The organism is Mesorhizobium loti, from assembly GCF_013170705.1.
Taxonomy (GTDB): Bacteria; Pseudomonadota; Alphaproteobacteria; order Rhizobiales; family Rhizobiaceae; genus Mesorhizobium; species Mesorhizobium loti_D.
Map to the genome: position 1 here is coordinate 1,628,598 of NZ_CP033334.1, position 22,115 is coordinate 1,650,712.

Here is a 22,115-nt window from a genome sequence, read left to right on the forward strand (position 1 = left end):
GCCAAAGCAGATGATTTCTCCTAACCTCGCGGCAGCTTTTTCGTGAAGGGGGAGTTTCGCCATGACGCCAATGCTGCGCCGCCTTGCACTTGCCGCCGCCTGCATGATCGGCGCCGGCGGGGTCTATGCCTGGGCGGAAGGCGGCGGCGATCTCGTGGTGTTCGACTGGTCCGGTTACGAGGACCCGCTGCTGCATCCGGCCTACACCGCCAAACACGGCGCCGAGCCGACCTTCGCCTTCTTTGGCGACGAGGATGAAGCCTTCGAGAAGATGCGGGCGGGCTTCAAGGCCGATATCGCGCATCCCTGTTCGCAAAGCGTGGCGAAGTGGCGCGACGCGGGGCTGCTGCAGCCGCTCGACACCTCCCGGATTGCCGGCTGGAAAGACCTCAATCCCGGCATCATGGCGATGAAGAACCTCGCCACCACCGAGGACGGCAAGGCCTGGTTCATGCCGTTCGACTGGGGCAATACGGCATTGCTCTACCGCACCGACAACGTGACGGCCGATGAGGCGCAGTCGCTGCGGATCCTTGCCGATCCGAAATTCAAGGGCCGCGTCACCATCGGCGACAATGTCGACGACGCCTATGCGCTGGCGAGCCTGGTGATCGGCCTCAAGGACTGGACCAAGATGACCGACGCGCAATTCAAGGAGGCATCCGATTTCCTGCGCCAGGTGCACAAGAACATCCGTCTCTACTGGACCGACTCGAGCGATATCGACCAGGCTTTTTCCGGCAACGAGGTCGACCTTGCCTGGGGCTGGGGCCAGACACTGATCGCGATGAGCGGGCAAGGCGTTCCCGTCGCCATGAACCGCGATACCAAGGAAGGCATGTCGACCTGGGTGTGCGGCTACGTGCTGATGAAGGATGCGCCGGGCAAGCTCGACCAGGCCTATGATTTCCTGAACGCGGTCAACGCGCCCGATATTTCGAAATACATGGTCACGACATTCGGTTACGGCCATGGCAACAGTGCCGGCATGGCCGCGATCGATCACAAGGTGCTGGCCGAGCGCGGTTTCGACGACATCGACAAGTTCCTCGACAAGACGCTGTTCCAGCAGCCGGTCGCGCCTGATCTGAAGAAGCGCATGGTCGACGAATTCGAGAAGATCAAGGCCGGATATTGACGAGCGAACTGGAAAGAGCCGACGTCGTCATCGTCGGTGCCGGCTTCACCGGCCTGTCGGCTGCACTTGAGTTGAAGCAGGCCGGCATAGGCTTCCTGCTGCTTGAAGCGCGCGACCGTGCCGGTGGACGGGTCGAGGCGGTCCGCAATGGATTTGGCGAACGCATCGACAGCGGCGGCCAGTTCCTGTGCGAGGACATGCCGGAAGTGATGGCGCTGGCGAAGGCACGCGGCAAGACATTCGTCGCCACCTATGTCGAGGGCGATTTCATCACCCATCCGCCAATGCCGGCCAGGGACGCCAAGCAGACCTATCACGGCGCGATGGCGATCCGCGAACGCATGAACCGCATCGAGCCGGACGACACCTCCATAGAGGGCATGAGTGTCGCGGCCTGGCTGGAACAGCAGCGTGATCCCATCGATGCCAAGACGGCCTTCCGCTCGATGATCGAAGGCCTGTGGTGCCTGCCGATGGACAAGGTGCCGCTCTGGTATCTGATCGACAATGACCGCCGCATCACCAACGAAGTGCCGGAACTGCAATATTCCCTGCGCGAGACCATGCAGTCGCTGGCCGAGGATCTTGCTGGCGATCTCGGCGACCGGATGCGGTTGAACGAACCGGTCACGCGCATCGAGCATGGGCCGCAAGGCGTTCGTGTCGTCACGGGCAATGGCGTGATCGAAGCGCGCCACGTGCTGATCGCGCTGCCGCCGGCAACAGCCGCGAAGCTCGATTTCGCACCGGCCTTGCCGACAAGACTCGCGACGGCGCTTGGCGTCTGGGAAAGCGGCGCGGTGATCAAGATCCTGGTGCGCTATCCCAGGCCATTCTGGCGCGAGCAGGGTTTGAGCGGCATGGTGATGTGGCGCGACCTGCCGGGACTGTTCGCCTGCGATGCCAGCAAGGATGCGGAGCATGCCGCGCTCGTCGTCTTCATCGGCGGACCGCTCGCGCTGCGCTGGCGGGGGCTGAGTAAAACGGCACTTCGTGCGGAAGTGACGGCACGATTGCAGGACGCGCTCGGTCCGGATGCCGGCGATATGCTTGATTTCAGTTCACGCGATTGGATTGAGGATCGCTGGAGCGGCGGCGCCTATAGCGACCTCATCGTCGACGTGACGGCCAGGGATGCCGAGCGGACGATGCTCGCGGGTGCGCCGCCGGTTCATTTCGCCGCTTCGGAACTGTCGCCGTCATTCCCCGGCTATGTCGAAGGGGCGATCGTCGCCGGGCGCATCGCGTCGCGCAAGATCCTGGCGCTGCTTCAGTCGCCCATCGCCACCAGCGCCTCGGGATCGTAGGCAAGGCGGATCGGGGTGCCGACGGGAATGTCGTCGGCGCCGAAATCGTTGGTCTCGGTCACCGATAGCGGCTTTTCCAGTCCGGGTATCTCGACGATCAGATGGGTGATCTCGCCGAAATAGTGGCGTTCGACCACCTTGCCGGCGACCTCGAATTTTGCCGTGGCATTGTCCCATAAAACGCGCAGGCGCTCGGGCCTTATGCCGAGCGTGGCGGCGCCACCATTGCGCACGAAAGCCTTCGGCTTGTCGGTCTTGACGCGGCCGAAGCCCAACGTGTCGACGATCAATGAGGCGCCGCTCTCCTCGACGATCTCGGCCTTGACGAAGTTCATGCCGCCGAGGAAGTCGGCGACCTGGCGGTTGACCGGCCGCTGGTAGATCTCCTTGGGCGAGGCGACCTGCGCGATCCTGCCGCCGAACATGACGGCGATGCGGTCGGACATGGCGAGCGCCTCATACTGGTCGTGGGTGACCAGCACGAAGGTGATGCCGACGGCCTGCTGCAGGCGGCGCAGTTCGACCTGCATCTGCTCGCGCAGCTTCTTGTCGAGCGCCGACAGCGGCTCGTCGAGCAGCAGCACCTTGGGCCGCATCACCAGTGCGCGGGCAAGCGCCACGCGCTGGCGCTGGCCGCCTGACAGTTCGGTGGCCAGCCGCTTGCCAAGGCCGGTCAGCGAAACCTGCGCCAATGCCTCCTCGACGCGGCGCTTCTCTTCGCCACCCTGCAATTTCAGCCGCTTCAGACCGTAGGCGACATTCTGCTCGACATTGAGGTGCGGGAAGATCGCATAGCTCTGGAACACCATGTTGGTCGGCCGTCGATTGGCCGGGATGCCTTCCATCGGCTGGCCGCCGACCGCGATCGAACCGCTGGTCGGGTTGTCGAAGCCGGCGATCATGCGCAAAAGCGTGGTCTTGCCACAGCCGGACGGCCCGAGCAGCGAGAAGAATTCGCCCTCCCGGATGGTCAGGGACGCATCGTCCAGCGCCTTGAACGATCCATAGCTGCGGGTGACGTTGCGGATCTCGATCATGGCCCGATCCGACTGGGCCCGATCGGATTGGGGGCGCTCGATCTGCGGCTGTTCAGGCATAGAGGCCTCCCTCGTTCTGGGTGCGTCTGGCCGCGCGGCGACGCAGGATTTCGGCAACTGTCATCAGCAGGAAAGAGGCAACGAGCAGCAGCGTGCCCAGCGCCAGAACGCCTGGCAATTTCGAGGCGAAGCGCAACTGGCCCCAGATGTAGATCGGCAGCGTCGCTTCGGTGCCGGTCAGGAAGAAGGCGATGATGAATTCGTCGAGCGAGATGGTGAAGCAGACGAGCAGGCTGGAGATGATGGCCGGCGCCACCATCGGCAGCGTCACCCGCCGGAAGGTGCCGAAGGCGCTTTCACCAAGGTCGGCGGAGGCTTCCTCCAGGCTGCGGTCGAAGCCTTCGAAACCGGAGGTCAGCACCGTCATCGAATAGGGGATGCAGACCAGCACATGGCCGAGCACGACGGTGAACAGCGACAGGCTCAAGCCCAGCTGAAGCATCACCAGCAGCATGGAGATGGCGACGATCACCTCGGGCAGCACCAGCGGTGCCATGATCAAGCCGTTGATGGTGCGGCGGCCGGGATAGCGGTAGCGGGTGATCGAGCGGGCGGCGAGGATGCCGAGCACGGTGGCGAGAACCGATGCGCAGACACCGACTTTGAGGCTGTTCCAGGCGGCGTCGAGCAGGGCCGGCGTGTGCGGCAGATCGGCATACCATTGCAAGGTGAAGCCGGTGAGCGGGAATTTCGGCGTAGGTGCGGTGTTGATCGAGAAGATCGGCAGGAAGATGACGGGCAGATAGAGGAAGACGATATAGAGGAACGCATAGACGGACAGCCAGCCGCCCGACAGGAAACGCCGCGTCCTCATCGTGCCAGCCTCTGCAAGGCGCGGATGATCAGCACCGTGGCCCCTGCCATCAAGGTGACGATCAGCATGGTGGTGACGGAAAGGGCGGCACCCAGCGGCCAGTTGGCGGCCTTGCCGAATTGCGCCTGGATGGCATTGGCGATCATGACGCCGTCCTTGCCGCCGACCAGCTTCGGCGTGACGTAATCGCCGACGGTCGGGATCATGACGATCAGGGCCGCCGAGATGACGCCCGGCGCGGACAGCGGCAAGGTCACGCGCAGGAACGAACGCAAGGGGCCATCGCCAAGGTCGGTGGCCGCTTCGACCAGCGTGCGGTCGACCTTCTCCAGCGAGACGAAGATCGGCAGGATGGCGAAGGCCGCCCAGGCGTGGGTGAGCGTGATGATGACGGCGCTCGAATTGTAGAGCAGGGCCGTCGACGGCTCATCGATGATGCCGAGGCCCATCAGGCCGGAATTCAGGACGCCATTGTAGCCAAGGATGACCTTCCAGGACATGACGCGCAGGAGATAGCTGGTCCAGAACGGGATGGTGATGAGAAACAGCCATAGGCTCTTGTGACGGCCGCCATGGAAGGAAATGAAGTAGGCGATCGGGTAGGCGAGGATGACGGTGAGCAAGCTCACCGTTAGCGAGATGTAGAGCGAGCGCCACAACAGATCCCGATAGATCGGTTCGGTCAGCGCGACGCGGTAATTCTCCAGCGTGAAGGTGCGGTCGATGGTCAGGTAGTGCTGCGTCCAGAACGAATGGGCGATGACCACCAGGATCGGCAGCACCAGCAGGATCAGCGCATAGAGAAAGGTCGGGCTGATCAGGGCGAAGCCCTGTACGGGCTCGGACTGCAGAAGGGCATTTCGTCTGGCCCGCGTCATGCGCAGCGGGGGCGACCCTTCCGCCGCCGCCGTCATTGCCAGGCTCCGGGGGCTCCGGGCGTGATTTCGGTTGCTGGCCTGGACTGTTCCGCCATGCGGCATCCCATTGTGCTGGCGCCGACTTGTTGTTCCCCTTGCCGGCTTTCTTTCATCATGCCCGTATCCGCGGATTGAAATCAAGCGCTATTTCTGCAATATTGATTGAACGGACATTCAAAATGAAGTGAAGAAAGCCCGGATTTTCGGCATTTGACGCTGGATTGCATGGCCGAGAAGAAATCGACGAGATGATGTGGAGGCGATCATGGCGGCTGCGAGAGATCTAAGGGCGACCGAGACGGCCGAGGCCGGCGGCGGCGATGCCATCGAACTGGCCAGGCGCCATCTCATCCAGCCCTGGCCTTATGCCGGTTCCGTCGGCGCGGAAGCACGTGCGCTGATCGGCGAGGGCGACGGCATCTACATCACCGACAGCACCGGCAAGCGGCTGATCGACGGGCCGGCCGGCATGTGGTGCGTCAATGTCGGCCACCGCCGCGAGGAGCTGGCCAAGGTGATGTATGACCAGGCGATGGCGCTTTCCTACAACACGCCCTGGTACACGATGAACGCGCCGTCGGCGGAGCTTGCCATGCGCATCGCCGGCCATGCGCCGGGCGATCTCAGCCATGTCTTCTACACGACCGGCGGCTCTTCGGCCGTGGAGACGGCACTGCGCTTCATGCAGTTCTACAACAATGTGCGCGGCCGCCCGGAAAAGAAGCTGATCCTGTCGCGCGGCGGCGCCTATCATGGCTCGACCTACCTGTCGGCCTCGCTCAACGGCCGCCCGCGCGACCGCGACTGGATGGATGGGGCCGACGAGCTTGTGATCAAGCTGTCCTCGCCCGACCCGTTCCGCCGTCCGCAAGGCATGAGCCTTGCCGCCTTCACCGATTTCCTCGTCGACCAGTTCCGCGACACGGTCGCCCGTCTCGGCGCCGACAGAATAGGCGCTTTCGTCGGCGAGCCGGTGCAGGCCTCCGGCGGCGTCGTCGTGCCGCCCGATGGCTATCTCGGGCGCATCCGCGAGATCTGCCGCGACAACGACATCCTCTATGTCTCCGACGAGGTGGTGACGGGCTTTGGCCGGCTTGGCCATGTCTTCGCCTCGGGCGACGTGTTCGGCATCGACCCCGACATGATCACCTTCGCCAAGGGCGTCACCTCGGGTTATTTTCCGCTCGGTGGCGTCATCATCTCGGAACGGCTGCTTGAAGAACTGCGCCGCTCGAACCATCCCGATGCGATGTTCGGCCATGGCCTGACCTACACCAGCCACCCGGTCGGTTGCGCCGTGGCGCTGAAGAACCTCGACCTGCTGGAAGAAAGCGTGCTTGCGCACACGCAGGCGGTCGCCCCCTATTTCCAGGCGCAGCTGAAGACGCTGGAAGACCTGCCGTTGGTTGGCGAGGTGCGCGGCGTGGGACTGATGGGCTGCGTGGAATGCGTCGCCGACCGCGAAAGCAAGGACCCGCTGCAACTCGACAAGGATGTCGGCAAACGCATCGACGGCCATTGCCATGAGCTTGGCCTGCTGGTGCGTCCGCTGATCAACATGTGCGTGATGTCGCCGCCGCTGATCATCACGCGCGAGCAGATCGACGACATGGTCGGAATCCTGCGCGAAGGCATTTCACGCACGATGGATGACCTGCGTCGGGAAGGCGTGTGGCAGGGGTAAAGCTGTCCTTCTTCTCCCCGTCTCACGGGGAGAAGGTGCCTGTTGGGCAGGTGATCTCCTCCGACCTTGCGGATCTATGCAGCGGCGCGTTCGCCGGCAGGCCGGCGACGCAGATCGGCTTGCAGGATCGCCGGCGGGTTGTAGTTGGCCTCATTCAGTCCGACATCGGTTCCCGGCGGGACGATCTGATCGATGCGATCCAGGATGTCGTCGCCGAGGCGAACCTCGGCGCCGGCGAGCAGATCGTCGAGATGCTGCATCGTGCGCGGTCCAAGAATGGCCGATGTCACGCCGCGATGAGCCATGACGAAAGCCATCGCCATGTGGGTGAGTGACAGTCCTGCTTCGTTCGCCAACGGGATGAGTTGCTCGACCGCATCCAGGCTGCGCTCATCCGACATTTGCCTGGGCATGTATTTCACCCGCAGGCTGTCGGGCATCTTCTGCCCCTTGCGGTAACGCCCGGTGAGCATGCCTTTCGACAATGGGCTCCAGACCATCGCTCCCATTCCATGTCGCTCGCAGGTGGGAAGCACGTCGCGCTCGATGCCGCGATCGAGGATCGAATATGGCGGCTGTTCCGTGCGGAAACGGGCTAGCCCGTGCCGCTCGGCGACCCATTGGGCCTCGACGATCTCGGAGGCCGGGAAGGTCGAGGATCCGATCGCCCGCACCTTGCCTGCGCATCAGATCGGTGAGCGCGGAAAGCGTTTCCTCGATATCTGTGTCCGGCGCCGGCCGATGGATAAGGTAGAGATCGATATGGTCGGTCTGCAGGCGGCGCAGCGACGCCTCCACAGCCTGCATGATCCAGCGTCGTGAATTGCCCTGGCTGTTCGCGTCTTCCCCCATGAGCCCATTCACCTTGGTGGTCAGCACGATGTTGTCGCGCCGGCCCTTCAGCGCCTTGCCGACGATCTCCTCCGACTCGCCACGGCTATACCGGTCGGCGGTGTCGATGAAGTTGATGCCGTGATCCAGGGCTTTGTGGATTATGCGGATGCAATCGTCGTGGTCGGGATTGCCCAGTCCGCCGAACATCATCGCGCCCAGGCAGTAAGGGCTGACCTTGATGCCGGTTCGTCCCAGTGTGCGGTAGTGCATGACGTTCTCCTTGGTGCAGGGTTGTGGCCAGCACTGCCTTGCTGTGCTATTCAGCCTAAGCGGAACAGTATTCCGCTTTATACGGAACAATGTTCCGTTTTGCAAGCGGGTGTGTCGTGAACGACCGGACAGACGATTCAGATGGTGGCCTGGAGCCTCCAGCCCGCGCCGACCGGCGCGTGCGCGCCGATGCTCGGCGCAATCTCGACACGCTGCTCCAGACGGCCCTGTCGGTGTTTGCGAGCTCCGGCGTGGATGCGCCGGTGCGCGAGATCGCGGAAAGAGCGGGTGTCGGCATCGGCACCGTCTATCGGCACTTTCCGCAGCGTTCCGACCTGATCGCCGCCGTCTTCCGCCGCGAGATCGATGCCTGCGCGGACGCAGCTTCCGTCCTGTCGGCCGGGCATAAACCCTTCGACGCGCTGGCGAACTGGATGCAGCGATACGCGGCCTTCGTCGCGGCCAAGCGTGGGCTCGCCAAGGCCTTGCACTCGGGAGATCCGGCGTTCGACAGTCTGCCGGGTTACTTCGACCAGAGGCTGCGGCCTGCCCTGCGCACGCTTCTGAAGACCGCGACCGACGCTGGTGAGATTCGCGCCGATGTCGATGCCGACGAGCTTCTGGGCGCGGTGGCGAGCCTGTGCATGTCGGCCCACAATGCCGGAAGCGGCCGCGCGGAGCGCATGGTCGCTCTCCTCATCGACGGGCTGCGCCACGGCGCGAAGTCGTCGTAGCGGGCCAAACGGTCTGAAGCGCGCCAGGCCCGCGCGGGCTCCGGTTACGCCCCACCTGGCGCAGTTCCGGGAAAGTATGAAACGGGTCCGCAATTGCTTGACAACAAATAGCCAGAGCGGTTCGCCGTTTCCGTGAAATAGTGAACTGATCTAGGATCGCGACCTGAGCGCGTCGTTCAGATTCCACATGTCCTTCTCCTCGGGCGCGGTCTCGAGGCCCAGCACCGGCAGCATCTTGCGCAGATGGTCGTGGTGGGTGCGCACACCGTATTCCAAGTCTGAGAGATAGAAGCCTTCGAAGGCCTCGGACAGCATGGATTCGTTCGACCACACGGACAGCTGCACATCTTCCGACATGGTGTCGCGGTCGATGCGGAAGGACAGGTATCTTGCGGCGGCCTGCTCGCGGCTTTCGTCGCGGTAACGGTAGATCGCGCCGCGCAGCAGGGTCTGCCCCGTCGACAACGGAAACTCCTGGTAGAACTGCACGGATTCCGGCATCACCGAAATGACCGCATTGGGGAAAATGCCGTAATAGACCCAGGCCTTCTTCAGATAGTCCGGCAGATGCGTCGGCTCGGGCGCGATCTTGACGTAGTTCCTGACGCTCCAGCGGCGGCCGGCATGCGGGTTGTAGGTGGCGAAGGACCGCGACACGCCATTGATGAAGGGCTCGTCGAAATAGGTCGCACCATAGAGATCCTGCAAGGCGGGATGCGCCATGGCGACGTGATAGCCCTCATTGTCGACATCGCGCACGGACTTCCAGTTGACCGGCGTCTTTTGGGTCCAGATGCCCCAGGACGGCACCATGTCGGCGGCATTGTAATGCGCGAATTCGGGCTCGATCGGCTTCATCAGCTCAGCGACCGAAGGCTGTGGGCCGCCATTGCGGAAGCGGATGAAAATGAAGCCCATCCAGATTTCGAGATCGAGCTGCATCAGGCCGAACTCGGTCTTGTCGAGATCGGGGAACGAGCGCGGGCGCGCGGCGCCGCGCAGCGTTCCGTCGAGATTGTAAACCCAGCCATGGAACGGGCACACCAGCGCGTTCTTGCAATTGCCCTGGCTGTCGGCGACGACGCGGCTGCCGCGATGGCGGCACATGTTGTTGAAGCCGCGCACGACGCCATCCTTGCCGCGCACGATGAGGGCGCGTTCGCCGACCACGTCCATGGTCAGGTAATCGCCGGCGTTCGGGATGTCGGAAACATGGCCGACGATCTGCCAGTGGTTGCGGAAAACATGCTCCTTCTCGAGCTCGAGAAGGGCATCGGAATGGTAACTCCAGCCCGGTAGTCCCCGCCGGTCCCAATCGTTGGGGATCGCCACGTCACGGAGGTGCGGGTTCATAAAACGTCTCTTCTTTTTGTTGAATAATCATTCAATAAAAGCATATTTCCCATTGAAATGCAATGGCTTGTGAAAATACGGCTGGTTCTGAGGCGGGATAGGAGCATCGCCTTCGGCCGAATTCGATACGGCTGCTGCCCAGGAAAATCGCGGAGAATCCGGGTGTTAGCCTCGGTTCCGAGACGCCGTCCCGGCACGATTTCCCGAGGCGCGGAAACCGAAAGGCAAGACGCATGGCCGGAAGCAGAAAGCGCTCTCCGCACCCCGGCCGATCTGCTGTTCGGCAGGCGCTTGGGGCCGGGATCGCGTGTGGGACTTGGGCTGAGGTTCGCTTGCCTCGGCCAAATGTGAGCCGAGCTGACCGATTTTGCCCGATTTTGCCCGAAACTTCTGTTTCAACCTGGTTACATTGCTAGATCGACACCACGTTCGTGCTGTTACAAAGCGCGAGTAAGTTCGTTTCATCGCCAAAAAGAAACGCAGCGAAGGGGAAGGCAATGCATGCGAAAGTCAAGATCATCAGCGGCGAGCACCGCTTCCAGGCTCCAGAGCGCGCTGACCGACGCCCGAAACTGGCGCTGCGCCAACGCGCCAGCGACCACCCGATGGCTATGTTCATGGGACTGGCTGCTTGCGCCTTCGTCGGCATGGCGCTTGCGCCGACAGTCGGGCCGGCCTTCGCTTCGTTGAACCCGCCAGCCAACATCGTCGACGGCGCGCCGACGACAATCAAGACCGCGCGCCTGCCAATGCCGACGCTCGATTTCGCCTGCAAGGGGCAGGCTTGGGGCGCCGAGAGCGTGGATTGCCTGCGCGCTATCGCCGAGCAGTCCGGCACGCACAAGGCCCGCGCGATCCGCATGATCGCCAATGCCGCACCGCTGACCAACACGCCAAACATTTTCTGATTTCCGTCGAAGCGTGACCCCGAAACCCGTTCCCATTCGGGATCATGCTCTGACCTCCCCGAGCGCTCCTCCAGCGCTCTCTTCGGCTCCCGCCGCTCAGTCGGCCGGGAGCCTCTTTTTTACCCTTTCAACGCCGCCTGCTCGGCAATCATTGAAAGCACGCTGCGCACGTCCAGCGTGCTGAACGGCTTTTCCAGGATCTGCGGCCGCTGCTGCGCCGGCAAGGCCTCGATTTCCGCCTTGGCGCCGATCAGATCGCCGGTGACCAGCACGAAACGTCGTGCGAGGTCAGGCCTCTCGGCGAGCAGTTCGCGGTAGATCGCAATGCCCGATGTGCCGGGCATGCGCAGGTCCGAAAAGACGATGTCCGGTGGCATGTGGCCGCTCAAGGTGGCGGTGCCCGATACCCAGACAGGCGCGATCCGCGACTTGATGCCCATCAGTTCGAGAATGTCCGACAGCGAGCCGGCGACATCAGGTTCGTCGTCGATGATCAAGGCATGGCGCAGTCCGCTCGAGCGTGGCTGCGTTTCGCCGGCGGCGGCGATGCCCGCCGAGATGGCCGGCAGATGGACGACGAAACGCGCGCCTCTGGGGAGAACCTCCTCGAACCAGACATTGCCATTGTGCCGTTCGATGATCGATTTCGAGATCGACAGGCCAATGCCGGTGCCCACACCAACGGGCTTGGTGGTGAAATAGGACTCGAAGATGCGGTTGCGGATCGCTTCGGGAATGCCGGGCCCGTTGTCCTCGACCGAAAAGCCGGGATTGCCGCGATCGGTGCGGAATGTCCGCACCTTGATCAGTCGGTCCCCGGCAATGCCGGCAAGCGCATGCTGGCTGTTGATCAAAAAGTTGGCGGCCACCTGCGTCACATGGTCGGCGTCCGCCATGGCCAGCAGCGGGCCGGGCGCGAAATCGGTGTCGATGATGATGCCGCTCGAGCGGGCGCCATAGGCTGTCACCTCGAGCGCGGCGCGGATCACCTCGTTGAGATCGGTCTCGGCCTGCGCCGCGGGATGCAGGCGCACCATGGAGAGGAAGCTCTTGACGATGCGGCCGCAGCGCTCGGCGGCGGCGCGGACCTTCTCGGCACGAACCTTGGTCTGCGGGTCGGTGGCGAATTCATGCAGCAGTGTCGATTGCGCGACCACCACCGCCAGCGGGTTGTTGAGCTCGTGCGAAACGCCCGCGAGCAGCGAGCCCATCGCTGCCATCTTCTCGTTCTGGTGCAGTTTCTCGCGCTGCCGGTTGATCTCTTCCTCGGCCCGTAGCCTGTCGCGCAAATCGCGGATCGAGCCGAAGATCAGGCGGCGGTCGGCGACGCGCATCTCGGTCGCCGTCAGTTCGATTGGAAACACCTCGCCCGCGGCATTCTGCGTCACGGTCTCGAGCCGCTGGCCAACCATGGGCGCGCCGCGGCCCGACATGTAGTCGGCGCCCGAGGAATAGCCCTTGCGGTAGTATACGGGCACGACGGTGTCGAGCAGGTCCTTGCCGAGGATGTCGCTGCGCCGGAAGCCGAACATCTTTTCGGCGGCAGGATTGAATTCGATGATCGATCCGGCCTCGTCGATGACGATGATGGCGTCGAGCGAGGCCTGCAGCATGGTTCGCCGGATGACTTCGCTGGCATGGGCGTCGGAAGGCGAATGTTCGATGGCATCGCCGATGGCGAGCGCGATGATATGCAGCGTCGCCTCTTCCTCGTCGGTCCACTCGCGCTCGCCGACGCAGTCATTGACGGCCAGCGTGCCCCACAGATGGCCATGCGCGAAGACCGACACCGACAGGAACGACTTGATGCTCTGCTTTTCGAAATCGGTTCTCAGGAAGCCTTCGAGGTTGCGCGTGTGCCCGGCGAAGATCTTGCCTTGCCGTTCGTCCTCGGCCACGCGCTCCAACAGCGGATCGGAGTTGACGATCGACTGCATGATGACGGTCGGCGAGGCCAGTTCTCCACCGAAGTCGGGGTCGATCCAGTAGGCGGACACCGACTGGGCAAAACCCTGGCCAGGCAGCTCACGCAAGCGGAACAGGATGCCGCGCTGGCATTCGATGGCCCGGCACAGCGTTTCCAATATCCCGTCCATTTCGCGCTGCCAGTCGCCGGCCTCGCGCAGCCGACGAACCACGCGCACGGCCGCCATCGCCGCGCCCTGCCTGAAACCCGTATCCGTGCTTGTTGCTTCGCCCGTCATTGTCAGCCGTTATTCCAAGGTCATTGCCAATTCGATCGACCCAAATTCGATCGGCGAGCAACGGCTGCGAGCCTGAACCCTGTGGGCCGGCGCTCAGTTGCCGTCGCCGGTCGGCAGCGAGAAGATATAGCCTTCGCCGCGCACCGTGCGCAGGAATTTCGGGTTGGCTGGGTCCATCTCGATCTTCTTCCTCAGGCGCATGATGCGGATGTCGACGGCGCGCGACGATTCCGGATCCTCGGTGAAGCCGATGGCCTCCGAGATCGCGGCGCGCGTCAGCAGCCGGTTGGCGCGGGTCAGGAAGACCTCCAGCACGTCGAATTCGCTCTTGGCCATGTCGATCACGGCACCATTGGCGCCGGTGACCAGCCTGCCGTCGAGATCGGCCTGGAACGGGCCGAAGGCTACCGAGCGGCGGTCCGTCTTCGCTTTCCTGTCGAGCAGCTCCGTCGGCTGCGGAACGCGGCGCAGCACACTGCGGACCCTGGCCAGCACTTCGCGCAATTCGTATGGCTTGACGATGTAGTCGTCGGCCCCGAGTTCCAGCCCCACGATGCGGTCGAGCGCGGTGCCGGCGGCGGTCGCGTAGATGATGCCGATCGGCATTTTCGAGCGCAGCCAACGGCCAAGCGACAGCCCGTCCTCGCCCGGCATGGCGATGTCGAGGATGGCCAGATGGAAGGGTTGCGTCTCGATCAGGCTGCGCGCGGCGGCCGCGGTTTCCGCGGTCGCCACGTCATAGCCGGCGGCGCCGAGATATTCGGCAACCGCATCCCTCAGGTCGGGCTCGTCCTCGACGATAACAATTCTTGCCCGCACGATGCACTCGCTCCCACTTTCAGTGGAAAGTAGATTGGGTATAAACATCATGTCCAGCACTCATATCCGGTTGCAAGGGGATGGTTGGAAAACATGGCCGCACGAGCCGTCATCGCGCTTGTTTCCGTCGCCGAGGTGGTCGCGACCGAACTTGCAGACCATCTCGAGCGGCGTGGCCATGACGTGCGCCAGGCGCGACAGCCCTGGGAGGCGGAGTCGCTGCTGGCAGGCAGGGGCATCGATGTCGTTGTCGTCGGTGACAGTCTCAGTCAGGCGGAAGGCCGGGATCTGCTCAGGCGTCATGGCGGCCAAGGCGAGGGCGGCGAGGATGGACCCGATTTCATCCTGATCTGCCGGCCTACCGATCTGGTCGACAAGGTGCTGGCGCTCGAACTCGGTGCGGCCGACGTTGTCGAAAGCCCGCTCAATGTCAGGGAACTCGCCGCCCGTGTCGGCGGCCTGCTTTCGCGGCGCGGCAGGGGCACCCAGGAACTGATCGTGCTGGAGAATGCGACAGTCGATTTGAGGTCGGCCATCGTCATGCACCGCTCCGGCACGGAGGAACAGCTTTCGCCCGGTCAGGTGGCGCTGCTCAGGCTGTTCCTGGCGAGCCCCCGCAAGGTGCTGACGCGTGACGACATCATCGCCGCGGCACCGGCCGAGAACGCCGACGCCTTCGATCGCTCCATCGATTCGCGCATCGTGCGGCTGCGTCGCAAGCTCGACACCGAGACCATCACCACCATACGCGGCGCCGGCTACCGGTTCGATCCGCCGCAGCAATTCGCGGACTGATGGCAGGGTGCCCGGAAGATATTTCTGGCTGAGCATCGGATTTTCCCCCTCGCACCGATGCTTCCGAAGCTCAGCGTACCACCAGCAGCGACGGCCCCGATGGCATGTCGTTGGTCATGACGAGTTCATTGGCCTGGGCGCGATCCCTCAGGAGCACGGAGGCGAGGGCGGCAAAGCCGAGCAGGCCCTGCGCGTAAAGCAATGCCGAAAGCACCGAGGCCGCGAATTTCGTTTTCATCGTTCCAACTCCCCAGAAATGCCAATTCGTCAAAAATCAATGTGTCGCGGGTCGCTTCAGGAAACTCCCGAAGTGCCCGCGCCGCCCACGGAGCCCCCCGTCGCGGCGCGGGCCTTCGGTCCTCTCGGCAGCAAGTTGCCGGAGGGGCCGCGCAATGCCAGCAACCGAAGGCCAACCCGCCAGAGGGCCTTGAGCCGGGCGATGCGCAGGCTGGAAACAATCCAGACCGTGGCTGAAAACAGGGCGGCGTGCAGGGTAGAGATCTCGTTCGAACTCATCGCCGCCAATCTCGCCACGGAACCGCCGGCAACTGTGCCGACACCGCCGATGACCGCCGCCGCGATGCCGATCCTGAAAAGCCAGGACCGTATGTTCGTTTTCGTTCCCATGGTCGTTGCCGTCTGCTTTCGTTACGTCAACTTTGCTTCCGGCCCGTATCCGGATCATGCCGCCAGACCCGACGTTTTGTTGCAGATTGGTTTCGAGATTGACTTCGTGCCTTTCATATAAGTCAATACGAACTTTCGTTTCGTGGGGAATACCCATGTGCCGCATCCCGCTCCGATCTGTGCGAGCAAATGCAGTCGCCCCCCGACCTCTTGATTTGTTAACCGGAAGAAACAGATTCGAAACACAAACGAGCATTTCACGAAATCTGTCCGAAACATGGCGCAGCGATAAGCCGCTCATCGAATTGGAGCCGGCCGGACCGGCAGACAGAGAGGGGATATCATGCACACCACCATTTCCGCCAAGCTCATCAACATCACCGTCGCCGCGTTCACGGGGGCCGTGCTTCTGTTTGGCGCCGACGCAGCGCACGCCGCCAACAAGATTGTCGCGCGGGTCTCGCTTTCACAGCAGATCATGGAAGTCTCGGTCGATGGCCGGCCGACCTTCGCCTGGAAGGTTTCCACCGGCGACCGGGCGCATGTGACGCCGACGGGATCGTTCAAGCCGACGCGCATGCATGAGATGTGGTATTCGAAGAAGTACGACAACGCGCCGATGCCGCACTCGGTGTTCTTCAGCGGCGGTTACGCGGTGCATGCCACCTATGCGATCAAGCGCCTCGGCCAGCCGGCCTCGCATGGCTGCGTGCGGCTGCATCCCGACAATGCCGCCGATTTCTACCAGCTTGTCGAGACCTTCGGGCCGGCCAACACCAGCATCGTCATCGTCAAGTAGCAGGCTGTGAGCGGGCCGGCGGACCGCCGTGCCCGTTCAGGACTCCCGTAGGACCATTTCCCGCGGTTGAGCGCAGCTAAAAAAAGAGGCCGGGAAGTTCCCGGCCTCTTTTTTTGTTCTTCGGCTTTCCATCAATCCGGCAGCGCCGGCATCAATTTCGGATCCGGCTTTTCCGCGTGATGCGGCAAGTCCTTGCTGGCGATGAAGGTGTAGAACATGGGCACGACGAAGAGCGTGAACATGGTGCCGACCAGGATGCCGGTGAAGATGACCAGGCCCATCGAGTAGCGGGCCGCGGCACCAGCGCCGCTCGACGTGATCAGCGGCACAACGCCAAGCGCCATTGCCGCTGTCGTCATCAGGATCGGCCGCAGGCGCACCTTGGCCGAGGCGATGATGGCGTCGCGCCGCCGCATGCCATGGGCCTCGCGCTGCTGGTTGGCAAACTCGACCAGCAGGATGCCGTGCTTGGTGATCAGGCCGATCAGAGTGATCAGGCCGACCTGCGTGTAGATGTTGAGCGTGCCAAGGCCCAGATTGAGCGGCACGATCGCGCCGAAAATCGACAACGGCACCGCCATCATGATGATCAGCGGGTCGCGGAAGCTCTCAAACTGCGCCGCCAGCACCAGGTAGATGACGATGACTGCCGCTCCGAAGGCGATCAGGATCGTGTTGCCCTGTTCCTTCTCCTGCCGGGATTGGCCGGAATAGTCGATGAAGAAGGTATCGGGCAGGCTCTCCTTGGCAATGTCCTCGAGGACCTTCAAACCGTCGCCGGTGGTGACGCCGGGCAGCGGCAGCGCGGAGATCGTCGACGAATTCAGCTGGTTGAACTGCTCGATTGCCGCCGGTGAGGCATTGTTCGAAATCTTTACCACGGCCGACAGCGGCACCATCTCGCCCGTCACGCTGCGCACGAAATACTCGCCGAGCCTTTCGGGGTTGTCGCGGAATTCCTGCGGCACCTGAGGGATGATGTCGTAACTGTTGGAGTCGCGGTCGAACTGCGCCACCTCGGCGCCGCCGACCAGCAAGGTGAGCGTGCGACCGATGTCGGCGATCGGCAGGTTGAGAGCCGCCGCGCGGTCGCGGTCGATGGTCACCGTCACCTGCGGCGCGTCATAGGCCATCGAATTCTGCACGACGATGAAGCGGCCGGAGGCCTGCGCCTTGTTCTTGATCTGCTCGGCCGCCTCGTACACTTCGGCTGAATCGCCGGTCGAGCGTACCACCAGGGAGATGGGCAGGCCGCCGCCGGACCCCGGCAGCGTCGGCGGGGCGAAGACGAAGGCCTGGACGCCCGCCACCTTGGCGATACGAGCGGTAATGTCGGCCTGCAGCTCCTTCGAATTGCGCTTGCGCTCGGCCCAATCCTTGAAAGCAAAACCGACGAAGGCGCTGTTCGTCGTACCGCCGAAGGCGACGGCCGAGAACTGCGCGCGTGTTTCCGGAATATCCTTCACCAGGCCGAGAATCTGGTTGACGTAGGTCTCGGTGTAATCGGATGTCGCATAACGCGGCGCGGTCACCAGGGAGAGCAGGAAGCCCTGATCCTCTTCCGGCGCCAGCTCGCTCGAAGTCTTGGTGAACATGAAGCCGGTCACACCGACAAGCGCCAGCACGATAAGCAGCGTCAGCGGGCGGTAGTTCAACGAACCAGTGACGGCTCGCTCATAGACGTGCTCCACCCGCGCGAACGTGCCGTCGACAATGCGCTGGAAACGGCCTGCGTTGCCGGGCTTCAGAAGGCGTGCCGACATCATCGGGGTGATGGTGATGGCGATGATGCCCGACAGCACCACCGAGCCCGCGAGCGTCACCGCGAACTCACGGAACAGCGCGCCGGTCAGGCCGCCCGTGAAGGCCAGCGGTGCGAACACGGCCGCGAGCGTCATGGTCATGGCGACGATGGCACTGGCGATTTCGCGCATGCCGTTGAAGGCGGCCTGCATCGGCGACATGTGGTCCTCTTCCATGTGGCGGTGGATGTTCTCCACCACCACGATGGCGTCGTCGACGACAAGGCCGATCGCCAGCACCATGGCCAGCAGCGACAGAAGATTGATCGAGTAGCCGACCGCGAACAAAAGGAAACAGACGCCGATCAGCGACAGCGGGATGGTGATGATCGGCATCATCACCGAACGGAAGGAGCCAAGGAACAAGAGGATGACGACGACGACGATGGCGACCGCCTCGGCGATGGTCTTGAACACTTCATCGATCGAGGCGCTGATCTGTCCGGTCGCGTCGTAGACGACTTCGATCGTCATGCCTTTCGGCAACGTCTCCTGGATCTGCGGTACGAGCTTGGTCAACGCGGCCGCGGTGGTCAGCGGATTGGCCGCCGGGGTCGGGAAGATGGCGAGGAAGGTGCCGGGCTTGCCGTTGAAGCTTACCCTTGTATCGGTGTTCGCGGCAGCGAGTTCGACGCGCGCCACGTCGCGCAGCCGCACCACATTGCCGTCGGTCGAGCGCAACGGCAGCGCGGCGAAGGCCTCCGGCGTCTGCAGCGTCGAGCGCACGGTGATCGACGAAACGACGTACTCGTTCTGGGTGTTGCCGGGCGCCGACAGGAAGTTCGAGTTGTTGATCGCCGCCAGCACTTCCGCCGCAGTCACGCCACGCGCCGCGAGCCTGACCGGATCGATCCAGACGCGCATCGAGTATTCCTGGGCGCCGAAGATCTGCACGTCGGCGACGCCTTCGACCGTCGACATGCGGGGCCTGATGACGCGCTCGATATATTCCGTCAGCTGCTCCTTCGTCATGTTCGGATTCTGCATCGAGATGTACATCATCGCGAACTGCTGGCCGGTGCCCTTGACGATGACCGGATCCTTGGAGGCGTCCGGCAAGGTGCCGCGCACGCCCTGGACCTTGGACAGCACTTCGGTGAGCGCGACGTCCGGGTTGGAGCCGAGCTTCATCTGCACCGTCACGGTGCTGGAGGACGGACGGCTGGACGAGGTGACGTAGTCGATGTTCTCGGTCGAGGCGACGGCGCGCGCGATCGGGGCTGAAATGAAGCCCTGGATCAGGTCGGCGCTGGCGCCCGGATAGGCCGTCGTGATCGTGATCGCGGTTTCGTCAACCTTCGGATACTGCCGGATCGACAGGTTGAAGATGCCCTGGAAACCGAGCAGCAGGATCATGCAGGCTAGAACCGTCGACAGGACGGGCCGGCGAATGAAGAGATCGGAAAAGCTCATTGGTCGTCGGCCTGCTTGTTCGCCGATTTGGTCGGGTCAATCGTGTTGTCGACGTTGACGGACATGCCGTTGAAGAGGCGGTTCTGACCCGCGGTGACGACCTCGTCGCCAGCCTTCAGCCCTTCGACGATCTCGACCATGCCTTGATTGCGGCGGCCGGGCTTGACGAAGACCTGCGACAGGACAAGCGCGGGCTTATCGCCTTCCGCCGCCGGTTTGGCGGGATCTGCGGCTGCCGGTTTGGTGGCATCGGAAGCGGCCTTGTCCGCTGGCTTGGCGGCATCGGCGGCAGGCTTCATGGCATCGGCCGCCGGTTTCATCGCGTTGGCCGGCTTGGCGTCCGCAGGCTTGTCGGTGGCGGCCGCCACGGGCTTTTCCTCCGGCTTGGCGGTCTGGGCCGGGGCCGCGCCGGCGGGCTTCGCCTGCTGCACCACGAAGACGTAGTCGCCATAAAGGCTGGTGGTCAGCGCCGTTTGCGGCAGCGCCAGCACGTTCTGCTCCTCGGGCAATTCGACACGCACCTGCACGAACTGGCCGGGCGTAAGCTTGCCTTCCGGATTGGCGACCTCCGCCCTGATGTTCACCAGCCGGCTGGACGAGTCGATCTTGGGGTCGATGCCGCGAATGGCGCCTGCGAACGGCATGTCCGCGCCACTCAGGCCCAGCCGAACCGTCTGACCGATCTTGAGCAGCGGCAATTGCTGTTCAGGAACCGAGAAGTCGACCCGCATCGTGTCGAGATCCTGCAGCGTCACCACCGAGGTGCCGGGTGCGATGTACTGGCCCAGGTCGATCCTCGGAATGCCGACCGTGCCGCCGAAGGGCGCCGTCAGTTGCTTCTGATCGAGCACGGCCTGCAACCTGGTGACCTGGGATGCCGAAGCGGACGCCGCCGCTCGCGCGCTGTCCAGCGTCGAGTCGGAGCCGACGCCACGCCTGGTCAGTTCGATGGCACGGGTCAGCGATACCTGATCGAGCGCGGCCTGCGCCTTCTGTGCGTCGAGATCGGCGCGTTCGACGGCGTCGTCGAGTTGCAGCAGCACCGCGTTGGCCGCCACCTTCTCGTTGGCATGGAAGGGAATCTCCTTGACGATGCCGGCGGTCTCGACGGTCAGGTCGACACCGCGCACGGCGCGCACCGTACCGATCGCCTCGACGCCCGGCGTCCAGTTCGACGGTTTGGCGATGGTCGTGGAAACGGTCGCCGCCGGTGGCTTCATCGTGGCGAAATACTGCTTGATGCCGTTGTCGCGCAGGAAGTTGAAGCCGACGATACCGCCGACCACAATGACGAGCACGGCCAGGACGAGAATGATGAGAAAGATACGTAGTATGCGCTTGAACAAGGAAGTCCCCTCAGTCGAAATCCGGCGCGAAGCTCGGACATCGGGACACATATCGACTGCGGGTCCCGATTTCAAATAGTGGCGGCCTTACTGTACCGTCTGGACGGTCTTGTCAATTGGGCCTAAGCTTGCGATGGGAGGCGCCATGAGAGACCGACGACCGAACTCGCGCGAGAAGATTCTCGCAGCGGCGGCTGATGTTGCCCGGGAATCCGGGCCCGGCAGCCTATCGCTGGATGCCGTCGCCAGCCGTGCCGGCGTATCGAAAGGCGGGCTGCTCTACAATTTCCCGACCAAGGCCAAATTGATGCAGGGGCTGGTCGAGGGTTATCTGCGCGATTTCGAGCAAGCGCTGGAAGCCGCCAGCACCGGCGACGATGGCGAAAACCCGCTCGCCGCCTATATCAGGCTGTCGGCCAGTGACTGCGAGGAAAAGCAGCCCTCGGCCTCCTGGATCTTTTCGGCGATCGCCGAGGATCCCGATTTCATGACGCCGATAAAGACATTCAAGCGGCAGCTTTTCGAGCGGCTGAAGGGCGAGACATCAGACCTCAAATCGCTGCTGATCTGTTATCTCGCCATCGAGGGGCTGCGCAGCATGGACCTCTTCGAGTTCGACGTGCTGTCGAAGGATGAGCGCGAGCTCCTGGTGGCGTCGTTGCTGGAGATCGCCAAATAGGTATGGCTGTGCGGCCGCGGCCGTGCGCGAAGGACGCCGTTGCCGCGGAGCGTTCAATCGACGGCCCGTTCAATGTCCCGGCGCAAGACGATCGCGGTCGTCAGGTCCTCGACGCCGCCGAGAGTGGCAACGAGGTCGCGCACTGTGTTCAGCCTGTCGATCGACGGCACTTCGACCTCGACCACGAGATCCAGCTGGCCACTTACCGACGACACGCGCCGGACCTCCGGATAGCGCGCCAGCTGGTCGAGAATGCCGATTGACGGCGTGCGGACCAGCGTGACCAGCAGGAACGCGCAGACCAGTCCTTTGTCCATCTGGCCGATATCGGCCCGGTAGCCTCTGATGACACCACTCTTTTCCAGCGAGGCCACCCGCTCGCTCGTAGCGCTGCGCGACAGGCCGATGCGCCCCGCGAGCGTCTTCAGGGGGATGCGGGCTTCCTTGGACAGAATGGCAAGAATGTCCCGGTCCTTGGCGTCCAGTTCCTTCATGACGTCACGCTCCCCTGCGGTTCCGTTAATGTGCCGGCCGATGCAGTCATTGTGCCGGCGCAACCGACGCTTTGCCGGATG

19 protein-coding genes and 1 pseudogene are annotated in these 22,115 nt (G+C 63.3%); 9 read left to right on the plus strand and 11 right to left on the minus strand.

The genetic code is table 11. From position 1 onward, the window contains the following. Positions 1-61: 61 nt before the first annotated feature. Complete coding sequence (locus tag EB815_RS07980) at positions 62-1,138, plus strand: extracellular solute-binding protein (RefSeq protein WP_056575860.1); 1,077 nt, start codon at positions 62-64, stop codon at positions 1,136-1,138. Then, positions 1,135-2,445, plus strand: a complete 1,311-nt coding sequence (locus EB815_RS07985; protein ID WP_056575862.1) for a flavin monoamine oxidase family protein — start codon at positions 1,135-1,137, stop codon at positions 2,443-2,445. Before EB815_RS07980 ends, EB815_RS07985 begins: the two co-directional genes overlap by 4 nt. Here EB815_RS07985 and EB815_RS07990 read toward each other — a convergent pair. From EB815_RS07990 to EB815_RS08000, 3 genes are read right to left on the minus strand one after another with little or no spacing between them, the layout of a single operon-like run. Next, complete coding sequence (locus EB815_RS07990; protein WP_056575864.1) at positions 2,409-3,482, minus strand: ABC transporter ATP-binding protein; 1,074 nt, start codon at positions 3,480-3,482, stop codon at positions 2,409-2,411. The genes EB815_RS07985 and EB815_RS07990 overlap by 37 nt on opposite strands. A 52-nt stretch (positions 3,483-3,534) precedes the next feature. After that, positions 3,535-4,356 carry an ABC transporter permease gene (locus EB815_RS07995; RefSeq protein ID WP_056575866.1) on the minus strand — a complete coding sequence of 274 codons (822 nt, stop codon included), beginning with the start codon at positions 4,354-4,356 and terminating at the stop codon, positions 3,535-3,537. Next, positions 4,353-5,270 carry an ABC transporter permease gene (locus EB815_RS08000; RefSeq protein WP_056575868.1) on the minus strand — a complete coding sequence of 306 codons (918 nt, stop codon included), beginning with the start codon at positions 5,268-5,270 and terminating at the stop codon, positions 4,353-4,355. Before EB815_RS08000 ends, EB815_RS07995 begins: the two co-directional genes overlap by 4 nt. Before the next feature lie 268 nt (positions 5,271-5,538). Between EB815_RS08000 and EB815_RS08005 the strand changes: the two genes are divergently transcribed. Continuing rightward, complete coding sequence (locus EB815_RS08005) at positions 5,539-6,957, plus strand: aminotransferase (protein ID WP_056576534.1); 1,419 nt, start codon at positions 5,539-5,541, stop codon at positions 6,955-6,957. 74 nt (positions 6,958-7,031) lie between these two features. Here EB815_RS08005 and EB815_RS08010 read toward each other — a convergent pair. Further along, a pseudogene (locus EB815_RS08010) lies at positions 7,032-8,061 on the minus strand (aldo/keto reductase). Between the two features lie 116 nt (positions 8,062-8,177). Here EB815_RS08010 and EB815_RS08015 point away from each other — a divergent pair. Further along, a complete protein-coding gene (locus EB815_RS08015) occupies positions 8,178-8,795 on the plus strand; it encodes a TetR/AcrR family transcriptional regulator (protein ID WP_244494126.1) in 618 nt (205 codons plus the stop codon). A gap of 150 nt (positions 8,796-8,945) precedes the next feature. On the opposite strand, the gene EB815_RS08020 is transcribed toward EB815_RS08015, so the two are convergent. Continuing rightward, positions 8,946-10,148 carry an aromatic ring-hydroxylating oxygenase subunit alpha gene (locus EB815_RS08020; RefSeq protein ID WP_056575872.1) on the minus strand — a complete coding sequence of 401 codons (1,203 nt, stop codon included), beginning with the start codon at positions 10,146-10,148 and terminating at the stop codon, positions 8,946-8,948. 497 nt (positions 10,149-10,645) lie between these two features. Between EB815_RS08020 and EB815_RS08025 the strand changes: the two genes are divergently transcribed. Continuing rightward, the gene (locus EB815_RS08025) at positions 10,646-11,056 is read left to right on the plus strand and encodes a hypothetical protein (RefSeq protein ID WP_056575874.1); all 411 of its coding nucleotides are present in this window, start codon (positions 10,646-10,648) and stop codon (positions 11,054-11,056) included. A 119-nt stretch (positions 11,057-11,175) separates the two neighbouring features. On the opposite strand, the gene EB815_RS08030 is transcribed toward EB815_RS08025, so the two are convergent. Both EB815_RS08030 and EB815_RS08035 read right to left on the minus strand, forming a co-directional pair. After that, positions 11,176-13,260, minus strand: coding sequence for an ATP-binding protein (locus EB815_RS08030; RefSeq protein ID WP_056575876.1), 2,085 nt, complete (start codon positions 13,258-13,260; stop codon positions 11,176-11,178). A 93-nt stretch (positions 13,261-13,353) separates the two neighbouring features. Further along, the gene (locus EB815_RS08035; RefSeq protein WP_171883347.1) at positions 13,354-14,127 is read right to left on the minus strand and encodes a response regulator; all 774 of its coding nucleotides are present in this window, start codon (positions 14,125-14,127) and stop codon (positions 13,354-13,356) included. A 45-nt stretch (positions 14,128-14,172) separates the two neighbouring features. On the opposite strand from EB815_RS08035, the gene EB815_RS08040 reads away from it, so the two are divergent. Then, positions 14,173-14,874 carry a response regulator transcription factor gene (locus tag EB815_RS08040; RefSeq protein ID WP_056575880.1) on the plus strand — a complete coding sequence of 234 codons (702 nt, stop codon included), beginning with the start codon at positions 14,173-14,175 and terminating at the stop codon, positions 14,872-14,874. 70 nt (positions 14,875-14,944) lie between these two features. Here EB815_RS08040 and EB815_RS08045 read toward each other — a convergent pair whose 3' ends face one another. Beyond that, positions 14,945-15,112, minus strand: coding sequence for a hypothetical protein (locus EB815_RS08045; RefSeq protein ID WP_081295026.1), 168 nt, complete (start codon positions 15,110-15,112; stop codon positions 14,945-14,947). Positions 15,113-15,313: 201 nt separating this feature from the next. Here EB815_RS08045 and EB815_RS08050 point away from each other — a divergent pair, with 201 nt between their 5' ends. Both EB815_RS08050 and EB815_RS08055 read left to right on the plus strand, forming a co-directional pair. Beyond that, positions 15,314-15,622, plus strand: a complete 309-nt coding sequence (locus tag EB815_RS08050; RefSeq protein WP_056575882.1) for a hypothetical protein — start codon at positions 15,314-15,316, stop codon at positions 15,620-15,622. A 222-nt stretch (positions 15,623-15,844) separates the two neighbouring features. Continuing rightward, on the plus strand, positions 15,845-16,300 hold the full coding sequence (locus EB815_RS08055; RefSeq protein WP_056575884.1) for a L,D-transpeptidase: 456 nt from the start codon (positions 15,845-15,847) through the stop codon (positions 16,298-16,300). A gap of 131 nt (positions 16,301-16,431) precedes the next feature. Here the strand turns inward: EB815_RS08055 and EB815_RS08060 are convergent, their stop codons facing one another. Together EB815_RS08060 and EB815_RS08065 are read right to left on the minus strand one after the other, a co-directional pair. Then, entirely contained in the window at positions 16,432-19,515 is a 3,084-nt protein-coding gene (locus EB815_RS08060) for an efflux RND transporter permease subunit (protein ID WP_056575886.1), read from the minus strand. Continuing rightward, positions 19,512-20,861 (minus strand): efflux RND transporter periplasmic adaptor subunit, encoded by a 1,350-nt coding sequence (locus EB815_RS08065; protein ID WP_056575889.1) that lies wholly within the window; start codon positions 20,859-20,861, stop codon positions 19,512-19,514. Before EB815_RS08065 ends, EB815_RS08060 begins: the two co-directional genes overlap by 4 nt. A gap of 145 nt (positions 20,862-21,006) precedes the next feature. On the opposite strand from EB815_RS08065, the gene EB815_RS08070 reads away from it, so the two are divergent. Continuing rightward, complete coding sequence (locus tag EB815_RS08070) at positions 21,007-21,540, plus strand: TetR/AcrR family transcriptional regulator (protein ID WP_056576537.1); 534 nt, start codon at positions 21,007-21,009, stop codon at positions 21,538-21,540. A gap of 53 nt (positions 21,541-21,593) precedes the next feature. On the opposite strand, the gene EB815_RS08075 is transcribed toward EB815_RS08070, so the two are convergent. Continuing rightward, positions 21,594-22,034, minus strand: coding sequence for an Lrp/AsnC family transcriptional regulator (locus EB815_RS08075; protein WP_056575891.1), 441 nt, complete (start codon positions 22,032-22,034; stop codon positions 21,594-21,596). Positions 22,035-22,115 lie beyond the last annotated feature (81 nt).

Coding starts and splice junctions, on each gene's coding strand:
- EB815_RS08050 (WP_056575882.1), top strand. CDS start 15,314: ATGCGCAGGCTGGAAACAATCCAGACCGTGGCTGAAAACAGGGCGGCG.
- EB815_RS07990 (WP_056575864.1), bottom strand. CDS start 3,482: ATGATCGAGATCCGCAACGTCACCCGCAGCTATGGATCGTTCAAGGCG.
- EB815_RS08045 (WP_081295026.1), bottom strand. CDS start 15,112: ATGAAAACGAAATTCGCGGCCTCGGTGCTTTCGGCATTGCTTTACGCG.
- EB815_RS08005 (WP_056576534.1), top strand. CDS start 5,539: ATGGCGGCTGCGAGAGATCTAAGGGCGACCGAGACGGCCGAGGCCGGC.
- EB815_RS08020 (WP_056575872.1), bottom strand. CDS start 10,148: ATGAACCCGCACCTCCGTGACGTGGCGATCCCCAACGATTGGGACCGG.
- EB815_RS08040 (WP_056575880.1), top strand. CDS start 14,173: ATGGCCGCACGAGCCGTCATCGCGCTTGTTTCCGTCGCCGAGGTGGTC.
- EB815_RS08025 (WP_056575874.1), top strand. CDS start 10,646: ATGCATGCGAAAGTCAAGATCATCAGCGGCGAGCACCGCTTCCAGGCT.
- EB815_RS08070 (WP_056576537.1), top strand. CDS start 21,007: ATGAGAGACCGACGACCGAACTCGCGCGAGAAGATTCTCGCAGCGGCG.
- EB815_RS08060 (WP_056575886.1), bottom strand. CDS start 19,515: ATGAGCTTTTCCGATCTCTTCATTCGCCGGCCCGTCCTGTCGACGGTT.
- EB815_RS08075 (WP_056575891.1), bottom strand. CDS start 22,034: ATGAAGGAACTGGACGCCAAGGACCGGGACATTCTTGCCATTCTGTCC.
- EB815_RS08030 (WP_056575876.1), bottom strand. CDS start 13,260: ATGACGGGCGAAGCAACAAGCACGGATACGGGTTTCAGGCAGGGCGCG.
- EB815_RS08035 (WP_171883347.1), bottom strand. CDS start 14,127: ATGTTTATACCCAATCTACTTTCCACTGAAAGTGGGAGCGAGTGCATC.
- EB815_RS08000 (WP_056575868.1), bottom strand. CDS start 5,270: ATGACGGCGGCGGCGGAAGGGTCGCCCCCGCTGCGCATGACGCGGGCC.
- EB815_RS07980 (WP_056575860.1), top strand. CDS start 62: ATGACGCCAATGCTGCGCCGCCTTGCACTTGCCGCCGCCTGCATGATC.
- EB815_RS07995 (WP_056575866.1), bottom strand. CDS start 4,356: ATGAGGACGCGGCGTTTCCTGTCGGGCGGCTGGCTGTCCGTCTATGCG.
- EB815_RS08055 (WP_056575884.1), top strand. CDS start 15,845: ATGCACACCACCATTTCCGCCAAGCTCATCAACATCACCGTCGCCGCG.